At 70.7% G+C, this 8,677-nt stretch carries 9 protein-coding genes; 7 read left to right on the forward strand and 2 right to left on the reverse strand.

The genetic code is table 11. From position 1 onward, the window contains the following. The first annotated feature begins 133 nt into the window (after window positions 1-133). Window positions 134-1,102, forward strand: a complete 969-nt coding sequence (locus C2865_RS35270) for a 4-hydroxy-3-methylbut-2-enyl diphosphate reductase (protein WP_106403071.1) — start codon at window positions 134-136, stop codon at window positions 1,100-1,102. A gap of 45 nt (window positions 1,103-1,147) precedes the next feature. On the opposite strand, the gene C2865_RS35275 is transcribed toward C2865_RS35270, so the two are convergent. Further along, complete coding sequence (locus C2865_RS35275) at window positions 1,148-1,675, reverse strand: DUF6542 domain-containing protein (protein WP_106402988.1); 528 nt, start codon at window positions 1,673-1,675, stop codon at window positions 1,148-1,150. After that, complete coding sequence (locus C2865_RS35280) at window positions 1,676-2,947, reverse strand: DNA recombination protein RmuC (protein WP_106402989.1); 1,272 nt, start codon at window positions 2,945-2,947, stop codon at window positions 1,676-1,678. A gap of 92 nt (window positions 2,948-3,039) precedes the next feature. Here C2865_RS35280 and C2865_RS35285 point away from each other — a divergent pair, with 92 nt between their 5' ends. The 6 genes from C2865_RS35285 to C2865_RS35310 all read left to right on the forward strand — a co-directional run bounded on the left by C2865_RS35285 (window position 3,040) and on the right by C2865_RS35310 (window position 8,653). Continuing rightward, window positions 3,040-4,002, forward strand: a complete 963-nt coding sequence (locus C2865_RS35285) for an alpha/beta hydrolase fold domain-containing protein (protein WP_106402990.1) — start codon at window positions 3,040-3,042, stop codon at window positions 4,000-4,002. Between the two features lie 18 nt (window positions 4,003-4,020). Next, a complete protein-coding gene (gene ychF / locus C2865_RS35290; RefSeq protein WP_106402991.1) occupies window positions 4,021-5,100 on the forward strand; it encodes a redox-regulated ATPase YchF in 1,080 nt (359 codons plus the stop codon). A gap of 70 nt (window positions 5,101-5,170) precedes the next feature. Next, window positions 5,171-6,277, forward strand: coding sequence for a helix-turn-helix domain-containing protein (locus tag C2865_RS35295; protein ID WP_106402992.1), 1,107 nt, complete (start codon window positions 5,171-5,173; stop codon window positions 6,275-6,277). 188 nt (window positions 6,278-6,465) lie between these two features. After that, entirely contained in the window at window positions 6,466-7,008 is a 543-nt protein-coding gene (locus C2865_RS35300) for a hypothetical protein (RefSeq protein WP_106402993.1), read from the forward strand. Between the two features lie 405 nt (window positions 7,009-7,413). Continuing rightward, window positions 7,414-8,355, forward strand: a complete 942-nt coding sequence (locus tag C2865_RS35305; RefSeq protein ID WP_106402994.1) for a conjugal transfer protein — start codon at window positions 7,414-7,416, stop codon at window positions 8,353-8,355. Window positions 8,356-8,401: 46 nt separating this feature from the next. Beyond that, window positions 8,402-8,653, forward strand: a complete 252-nt coding sequence (locus C2865_RS35310) for a hypothetical protein (RefSeq protein WP_232835990.1) — start codon at window positions 8,402-8,404, stop codon at window positions 8,651-8,653. Window positions 8,654-8,677: the final 24 nt, after the last annotated feature.

Genomic DNA, 8,677 nt, shown 5'->3' on the forward strand with positions numbered 1-8,677 from the left:
TAAGTAACACTGTGCCGCACGGGTTCGGGGATGGTCACCCCCAGTGAACGGAAATATGGGATGCCCAATGGTGGATTGGGTCACATTCCGGTGGCCGTATCGAGACCGGCGTGACGGAACGTAAAATGTGACCATGGCCTCTTCAAGCACTCGCCGGGTACTGCTCGCCAAGCCACGTGGTTACTGCGCGGGCGTGGACCGCGCGGTGCAGACGGTGGAGAAGGCGCTGGAGCAGTACGGCGCGCCCGTCTACGTCCGCAAGCAGATCGTCCACAACGTCCACGTGGTCAAGACCCTGGAGGGACTCGGCGCGATCTTCGTGAACGAGAACGACGAGGTCCCGGAGGGTGCCATCGTCGTCTTCTCCGCGCACGGCGTCGCCCCGATCGTGCACGAGGAGGCCGCGCGGCTGAACCTCCGCACGATCGACGCGACCTGCCCCCTGGTGACCAAGGTGCACCGGGAGGCGGTGCGCTTCGCCAACGACGACTACGACATTCTGCTCATCGGGCACCAGGGCCACCCCGAAGTGATCGGCACCACCGGTGAGGCCCCCGCGCACATTCAGCTGGTCGACGGCCCCAAGGACGTCGCCAACGTTACCGTGCGTGACCCCGAAAAGATCGTATGGCTCTCCCAGACGACCCTTTCGGTGGACGAGACCAACGAAACGGTCGACGCGCTGAAGGAGCGCTTCCCCTCCCTGCAGAGCCCGCCGTCCGACGACATCTGCTACGCCACCCAGAACCGGCAGACCGCGATCAAGGAGATCGCGGCCGAGTCCGACCTGGTGCTGGTCGTCGGCTCGCGCAACTCCTCCAACTCGGTGCGGCTGGTCGAGGTCGCCAAGGACTACGGGGCCAAGGACGCCCACCTGGTCGACTACGCCGAGGAGATCGACGACGCCTGGCTGGAGGGCGTGCGGACCGTCGGGATCAGCAGCGGCGCCTCCGTCCCGGACATCCTGGTGCGCGGCGTCCTGGACCACCTGGCCGCCCGCGGCTTCGCGGACGTCGAGGAGGTCGAGTCGGTCAAGGAGCACATGATCTTCGGGCTGCCGCGCGAACTGCGCCAGGACCTGCGGGCGCCCCGCCCCGCCTGACCCCCGCGGCACCGGGCCGCCGGAGCCCCCGAGGGGCCCGGCGGCTCAGTCGTCCCAGCGGACCGGGTCCTCCTCGGTCTGCCGCTCCTGGGTGAGGCGGAAGCCCGAGGCCTTCAGGCTGATCTCCCGCCACACCTCCGGCAGCCCGCGCCGCCACGCGATGGCGAAGGCCAGCGCGGTGCCGGCCAGCAGCCACGGCGCGCGGGCGCCCAGTTCCAGGGGCACCGCGATGAACAGGCTCCGCAGCACCGAACCGCCGCTCAGCGTCGCCGCCAGCTCGGCGGTCAGCGTGGCCAGGAAGTACACCACCGGCGGGGCCACCACCAGCGTCGGCAGGTCGGCGGGCTTGGTGAACATCGCGGCCAGCACGCAGGCCGCGACGAAGACCAGGCCGGGCAGGAAGGAGAAGTCCAGCAGCGCGCCGGCCAGGCTCAGCACGAAGACCGCGGCGATCCCGCCGCGTGCGGTCAGGGACAGGGCCGCCGCGGGCCGCTTCTGCCGTCTCCGCTGCCGCCGCCGCTGCACGTCTTCCTCCGTCCGCGCGGCCTTCGGTTCACCGGTTCGAGTGGTCATCTAGTCGTCCTCCGGGCTCGGCCGGCCGGAGACGGGCCGCGCAGCGAAACCTACCTTGTCGATGTCCGTGGGGTGGGATATATCGGATCCGAGAAGTTCTGCCGCGGACAACGCGCGCGGCGCCTCCTCGACGGGCCGGGGCGCCTCCAGCACGGCGTCCGTGACGCCCAGCTCGTTGAGCCTGCGGGCACTGACCAGGACCCGGCTCTCCAGGGAGCCGACCGTGCGGTTGTAGCCGCGCACCGCGCCCGACAGGGCGCGGCCCAGATCGTCCAGGTGCCCGCCCAGCACGCCCAGCCGCTCGTACAGCTCCCGGCCCGAGTCGAAGACCTGCCGGGCGTTGCGCGACAGCGACGCCTGCTGCCAGGTGTAGGCGGCGGTGCGCAGCATGCTGATCAGCGTGGTGGGGGTGGCGATGTGCACCTTGCGGCCCATCGCGTACTCCAGCAGCCCCGGGTCGTGGTCCAGGGCGGGGGCGAGGAAGGCCTCGCCGGGCACGAACAGGACGACGAACTCCGGGGCGGGGCTGAAGGCCTGCCAGTACGACTTGGCCGCCAGCCTGTCCACGTGCTCGCGCAGGTGCCTGGCGTGCGCCTCCATCCGCTTCTCCTTGCCCTCGGCGGCCTCCAGGTAGGCGGCGAGGGAGACCTTGGAGTCCACCACGATCGTGCGTCCCTCGGTGAGGCGGACCACCAGGTCGGGCCGGACGGTGCCGTCGGCGGTGCGTGCGCCGGCCTGCTCGGAGAAGTCGCAGTGGGGCGCCATCCCGGCCAGCTCCACCACCCGGCGCAGCTGCAGCTCGCCCCAGCGGCCGCGCGCCTCCGGCCGTTGCAGCGCCCGCACCAGGCCGTGGGTCTGCTCGCGCAGCTGCTCGGAGCTCTGCCGGACGAACTCGACCTGCTTGGCCAGCATCGCGTGCGACTCCCTGCGGGAGGTCTCCAGCTCGCGCAGCTGCTCCGAGACGCGGCCCAGGGTCTCCTTCAGCGGCTCGACGAGGTGCTCGACGGCCTGCTTGCGCTGCTCCAGCTCGCCCGCGGCCTCGGCTCCGGCCGCCCGCAGCCGGGCGTCGGCCAGCTCCAGGAAGCGCTGGTTGGAGGCGTCGAGCGCCTGCGCCGACAGGGCCGCGAACTGCTCGCTCATCCGCTGCTCGGCGTAGTCGAGCTTGTCCTCGGCGGCCTTGGCACGGGCGATGAGCGAGGACTGGCGGGCCATGGCCAGGGCGAACCCCAGGACCACCCCGATCACCAGTCCGGTCAGCAGCGCCGCGCTCATGCCCCTGATCGTCGCACGGAAAGGGCCCGCAGCCCTTTCACGACGCGGCCGGGCGGTTGTGTGATCCGTCCCTTGGGGCGAGACTTCCGGTCATGAGCGAAGCCTTCGAACGTGCCTTCCGCGAGGCGCTGGCGCTGCGCCCCGACACCCCGCCGTCCCGCAGGGCCCGGCTGACCGGCCTGGCCGTGCGGCTGGGCGGCAGGCGGGCCTGGGCCGCGACCCCCGACACGCCGGACGGGCTGCGGAGGCTGCGCCGGCGGGTGGAGCTGGCGGGCCGCGCCATGCGGACGCCGCCCGGCGTGCGGGTCGACCGGGAGGACTTCGGGCTCTTCTCCGGCGAATGGGTCAGGGCCGGCCGCCCCGACGAGAAGAAGGTGATCCTCTACCTGCACGGGGGCGCCTACTTCTTCGGCGGGCCCGCGCTCTACCGGGGCTTCTCCTGGCGGTTGTCTGCGGCCACCCGCCGTCCCGTCCTCATGGCCGACTACCGGCTCGCGCCCGAGCACACCCCCGCCGACGCGCTCACCGACGCGCTGCTCGCCTACGACGCCCTGCTGGCCCGCGGGCACCGGCCGCAGGACATCACCGTCGCCGGGGACTCGGCGGGCGGCCACCTGGCGCTCGGCCTGGTCCACGCCCTCAAACGGCGCGGCACGCCGCTCCCGGCCGCGGTCGTGGCCCTCTCGCCCTGGGCGGACCTGCGCTGCACGGCCGACTCCCACCGCTCCAACGAGCTGAGCGACGACCTGCTCCCGGCGGCGAAACTCGCCTGGCTGGGCGGGCACTTCTGCGCCGGAGCCCCCGACGACGACCCGCTCTTCGACCCGGTCCGCGGCGACTACACCGGGTTCCCGCCGCTGCTGCTGATCTCCAGCAGTACCGAGATCCTCCGCGACGACGCCCGCCTGGTCGCGAAGCTGGCGGCCGCCGCCGGCGCGGAAGTGGAGCACCACGAGTGGATCGGCCAGGTCCACGTCTTCCCCGTCTTCGCCGACTTCGTCCCCGAGGCCAAAGCCGCGCTGCGGCGGATCGGCGAGTTCCTCACTCCCCGGTGAGCACTAAACTCCTGGAACGTGAGCCTTTCGATCGGGATCGTCGGCCTGCCGAACGTCGGCAAGTCCACGATGTTCAACGCCCTGACCAAGAACGACGCGCTGGCCGCGAACTACCCGTTCGCCACCATCGAGCCGAATGTCGGGGTGGTCGGCGTGCCCGATCCCCGGCTGGGGAAGCTGGCGGAGGTGTTCGGCTCGGCCCGGATCCTGCCCGCGACCATCGAGTTCGTGGACATCGCCGGCATCGTCAAGGGCGCGTCCGAGGGGCAGGGGCTCGGCAACAAGTTCCTGGCCAACATCCGCGACACCGACGCGATCTGCCAGGTGATCCGGGCGTTCAACGACCCCGACGTCACCCACGTCGACGGTGAGACCGACCCGCTGCGCGACATCGAGACGATCAACACCGAGCTGATCCTCGCCGACCTCCAGACCGTCGAGCGGGCCCTGCCCCGGCTGGAGAAGGAGGTCAAGCTCAAGAAGGACAAGGATGCCCCGCTCGTGCTCGAGGCGGTCAGGGCCGTCCAGGCGAAGCTGAACGAGGGCGTGACGGCGTACGCGTCCGGCGCGGACCTCGCCCTGCTGCGCGAGCTGCACCTGCTGACCGCCAAGCCGTTCATCTACGTCTTCAACCTGGACGAGGACGAACTGCTCGACGAGGCGCTGCGCGGCAGGCTCGCCGACCTGGTCGCCCCCGCCAAGGCGGTGTTCCTCTCCGCCAAGATCGAGTCCGAGCTGATCGAGCTCCCCGACGACGAGGCGCTGGAGCTGCTGCAGTCCATGGGCCAGGAGGAGTCCGGCCTCGCCCAGCTCGTGCGCGTCGGCTTCGACACCCTCGGCCTGCAGACCTACCTGACGGCGGGCCCCAAGGAGGCCCGCGCCTGGACCATCAAGAAGGGCGCCACCGCCCCCGAGGCCGCCGGCGTCATCCACACCGACTTCCAGCGCGGCTTCATCAAGGCCGAGATCGTCTCCTTCGACGACCTCGTCGCCGAGGGCTCCATCCCCGCCGCCCGCGCCGCCGGCAAGGCCCGCATGGAGGGCAAGGACTACGTCATGCAGGACGGCGACGTCGTGGAGTTCCGCTTCAACGTCTAGCGCCGTCGACGCGAGACGTCATGGGGCGGGGGCTTGCACCTCAAGCCGCTCGAGATCCCATAGTGGGGCCATGAGCCGCACGGAACCCACCCTCTGCCTCATCGGCGAGGTCGCGCAGCGCACGGGCCTCAGCGTGAGCGCCATCCGCTACTACTCCGACGAAGGCCTCGTCCGCCCCACCGACGTGACAGCGGGCGGTCATCGCCTCTACGACGTGGACGCGATCGCGCGTCTCGAGTTCATCCGTACCCTGCGCGACCTCGAAGCCGGTCTGGAGCAGGTGCGCCGCCTGCTCACCGGCGCGACCTCCCTGCGCGAGCTCCTGGCCGAGCATCTCGAGGTCGTCGAGAAGCGGGCGACGGACCTCCAGACCAAGCGGGCCGTACTCCGCGCGCTCGTGCGGGAGGAGAGCACGACGGAACGCGCGGACCTTCTGCGCAGGCTGGTGACGATGTCCGACGCCGACCGCCGGCGATTGATCGACGACTTCTGGAACGACGTGGCCGCAGGACTCCCCGTTGAGGTGCGTGAGCGCATCCGTGGGACGCGGCCGAAGCTGCCGGCGGATCCCACGCCGGAACAGCTCGACGCCTGGGTCACCTTGGCGGAGCTCCTCGGTGAGGAGCGGTTCCGCAGCGCCACGCGCGCCTACCTGCACGACACCTACGCGACCGGGCCTGGCGCGGAGATCTCGGCCCCGCGGGTGCAGGAGTTCATCGACTCGGCCGGCGCGGATTTGTCACCGATACTGATCGCCGCGCACAGGTCGGGGCTGGCACCCGAGGACCCGCACGTCGTCGGGCTCGCCGCACGGCTGGTCGAGGAGAGCGCCGATGCCGTCGGCGTGGCGGCCGATGACGGCCTCCGGCGGCGGATGGCGGCCGGCTACCGCACGCTCGACTCCCTCCTCCTCGAAGCGCTGCAGGACGCGGACTACACCGCGACCCAGGGCCGCTACCTCGAACTGGTCGCGATCATCAACGATGAACCGCATCACGATTCCGCCCTCTCCGACGCCGCGCGCCGGGACCCGGCCGACGGCAGCGGGCTCGATCTCCGCGCCTTCGGGCAGTGGCTGGCCGCAGCCCTCCTCGCCACGAGCTCGACCGGCAGGGGCACGGCAGGGGAGCCCGGCGGTGAACACGGAGGCGCGAGCGCGTTCTCGTCACCGGCATAAGCCGACATAGGCGACCGAAACACCCGATCATTGGCGCGGTGAACTGTACGCTCTGAGCGGCGAACGGGACGAATGGCGCACTGACCTCGCGTCAGAGGTTCGCCGGTCGTGGAACGCGGTCGAGTTCCGCTTCGGCGTTGGGACGATGACCCCGGTGACGGGGCGGGAAACGGCGGCTCGAACACCTGATGTTGACGGAATTCGTACGGGACCAGACCTTCACCGTCGCCTGGTTCGGCCTGATGGCCTTCGTGTGGCTGGGGTGGTCGCAGGAGGACCCGCCCCCCTCGTGGCGCAAGTGGCTCGGCCTGGGCTCCGCGCTCGGCGTGGCCCTGGCGCTGGGTTTCGGTTTCCTGACCGCGCGGCACTGGTCCGACGGAACGGCCCTGGACGGCCGCTACCACTGGTTCGGCGTGCTGGTGGCCGTCGAGGTGGCGGCCGCCGGAGCGGGCAGTGCGGTCCTGGCCCGCCGGAACGCCGGGCGCTGGACGGCCTGGTGGGTCGCGCTCGTCGTGGCGCTGCACTTCCTCCCCCTGGCGGCCCTGCTCGACGATGCGAGCATCGCCGTCTTCGGCGTGCTGCAGTGCGCGGGGCTCCTCCTGCTCGTCGGTTCCCTGCGCCGCGGCGACGTGACGACGAGCCGCCACGCGGGTCCGCTGATGGGCACGTCGCTCCTGGCCTACGCGGCCGTCTCCGCCGCCCTCGTGGCCTTGGACGGCACGGCTTTCTGACCGCCGGCGGAACGGCTTTCTGACCGCCGGCGGAACGGCACCGCTCCGCACGTCGTGGAGCGGTGCCGTTCCGCTTCGTCCGTACGGGGCGTCCACGACGGCCGCGGGGACCCATGACGGATCCGTCATGGGTCGCTGTCGCGGGGTCTCTCCGGAGGCGTGTGGAAAACGCTGGATTCGGGGGGTGTGTCCGAGGAATCGGCGGGCATGGGGGAAGGCGTTGGTGTTCTGGTGTGTCTGGTGAGGAATGGGGGAGTGCGTGTGGGTAGTGCGACATGCACACCCGCGCGCCGAGACTGGGCATCTTGGTGAGTCACTGGAACAATTGCCTCTCGTGGCTACGCTTGATGCCACATGACGGAACGGGCGCGCCGGCGAGGGTGAGGCGCATAGGCGGAGGCGTTGATGGCTCGCAGGACGGCTGTGGACGAAGGTCCTGATGCGCTCGACGAGCCGTGGGACGAGGAGCCGAAGGCTCCCAAGAAGCGGTGGAGCGGAGGCGGCGGCCGCTGGTGGATCTGGGTCGGCCGGGTGCTGCTGTGGGCGTTCGTGCTGGTCGTCGTGGTGAACGGGATCCGCGCGCCGTTCGAGCGCTTCACCGAGCAGCCGCCCGCGACCAGCGGCCAGAGCGACGACAGAGAGCCGCGGTTCCCGCAGACGCAGGCGTCGGCGTACGCGCTGCAGTTCGCGCACGTGTACCTCAACTACGACGAGAACTCCGCCGGCGGGCGCCAGGAGGAGCTGGCCCGCTTCCTGCCCGAAGGCGCCAACGCGCAGCTCGGCTGGAACGGTCTGGGGCAGCTGTCGGCGCAGCACATCGAGGTGCTGTCGGTCGACGTGAAGGATGCCAACAACGCGCTCGTCAACATCGCGGCCAAGGCCGGTTCGCGCTGGGTCACGCTGGCGGTGCCCGTCTACACCAGGGACGGCGCGCTCGTCATCGCGGGCCGGCCCGCACTGCTCGAGGCGCCGAAGAAGGCGCAGCTGCCGCAGGAGGCCGGCGGGGAGCGCGACCAGGAGCTGGAGGCCCGGCTGCAGACCGACCTGGCCGGCTTCTTCCAGGCGTACGGCAACAGCGACGCGGTGAATCTGCAACGCTTCACCGAAGGTGGCGGGATCACCGGCCTCGGGGCCGCGGTGAACTTCGGCGAGATCCGCGAGGTGAACGCCCCTCCAGGTGACTCCGACGAACGCACGGTCACCGCGACCGTGATGTGGAAGGTCCCCCCGACCCAGCCTCGCGGGACGGAAGGTCAGCTCGAGCAGACCTACGAACTCGTCGTGGTGAAGAAGAGCGACCAGTGGAATGTTCGCTCGATCCGCGGCGCTGTGCGGGCCGGGTCCTAGAAATGAGGTTGTAGTGCTGTTCCACCATCTGGCGGCGGTTCTTCCGATGGAGACGCTGGCGGCGCCCGGCGACCTGAACACCGAGGACCTGGCGGCCTGGCTGCGGAACCTCTTCGGTCCGCTGTTCCTGGTCATCGTCTCGATCGTCGCGCTGTTCTTCCTCTTCACCCGGGAGATCACCCGGTTCGCACAGTTCGTCCTGCTCGCCATCGGCATCGGGATCATCTTCTACGTACCCGACATCATCGAGGTGACGGCCACGTCCATTGCCAGAGCGCTGGGCATTGACCTGGACTGAGGTCGACGGCGAGGGGAGCGGCGC

Source organism: Actinocorallia populi (assembly GCF_002995495.1).
GTDB classification, from domain to species: domain Bacteria; phylum Actinomycetota; class Actinomycetes; order Streptosporangiales; family Streptosporangiaceae; genus Actinocorallia; species Actinocorallia populi.

Bases quoted from the DNA above. Each gene is read 5' to 3' on its own strand.
- C2865_RS35270 (WP_106403071.1), top strand. From the start codon at position 134: ATGGCCTCTTCAAGCACTCGCCGGGTACTGCTCGCCAAGCCACGTGGT.
- C2865_RS35275 (WP_106402988.1), bottom strand. From the start codon at position 1,675: ATGACCACTCGAACCGGTGAACCGAAGGCCGCGCGGACGGAGGAAGAC.
- C2865_RS35280 (WP_106402989.1), bottom strand. From the start codon at position 2,947: ATGAGCGCGGCGCTGCTGACCGGACTGGTGATCGGGGTGGTCCTGGGG.
- C2865_RS35285 (WP_106402990.1), top strand. From the start codon at position 3,040: ATGAGCGAAGCCTTCGAACGTGCCTTCCGCGAGGCGCTGGCGCTGCGC.
- C2865_RS35295 (WP_106402992.1), top strand. From the start codon at position 5,171: ATGAGCCGCACGGAACCCACCCTCTGCCTCATCGGCGAGGTCGCGCAG.
- C2865_RS35300 (WP_106402993.1), top strand. From the start codon at position 6,466: ATGTTGACGGAATTCGTACGGGACCAGACCTTCACCGTCGCCTGGTTC.
- C2865_RS35305 (WP_106402994.1), top strand. From the start codon at position 7,414: ATGGCTCGCAGGACGGCTGTGGACGAAGGTCCTGATGCGCTCGACGAG.
- C2865_RS35310 (WP_232835990.1), top strand. From the start codon at position 8,402: ATGGAGACGCTGGCGGCGCCCGGCGACCTGAACACCGAGGACCTGGCG.